Here is a 220-nt window from a genome sequence, read left to right as displayed (position 1 = left end):
AATTGATAGCTAACAATGCCATCCGCCCCATCCACAACGTCAAAATTACCACTCAGCGTCGTACTGCCTGAGCCATCCGAGCCCATACCCGACAAATCATCTTCATCAACGGTTTGTTGGCTACCCGCTGTAATTTGGCTAATGGTTGGTACATCATCGATGATGGTGATCGGCACGGCGATCGCATTGCGGCCCTGTCCCCCCCAACCCATCCCAGACA

At 52.7% G+C, this 220-nt stretch carries 1 protein-coding gene; it reads right to left on the bottom strand.

Annotation, left to right across the window (positions count from 1 at the left end; all coding sequences use genetic code 11):
* The coding region (locus tag EYW48_RS21970) for a hypothetical protein (RefSeq protein WP_277433136.1) at positions 1–220 on the bottom strand (220 nt) is incomplete at both ends.

This window comes from Vibrio sp. 1180_3, assembly GCF_029478545.1.
GTDB classification, from domain to species: Bacteria; Pseudomonadota; Gammaproteobacteria; order Enterobacterales; family Vibrionaceae; genus Vibrio; species Vibrio aestuarianus.
Note: the sequence above shows the minus strand (reverse complement) of the source record. Positions and strands in the feature narration are given on the sequence as shown.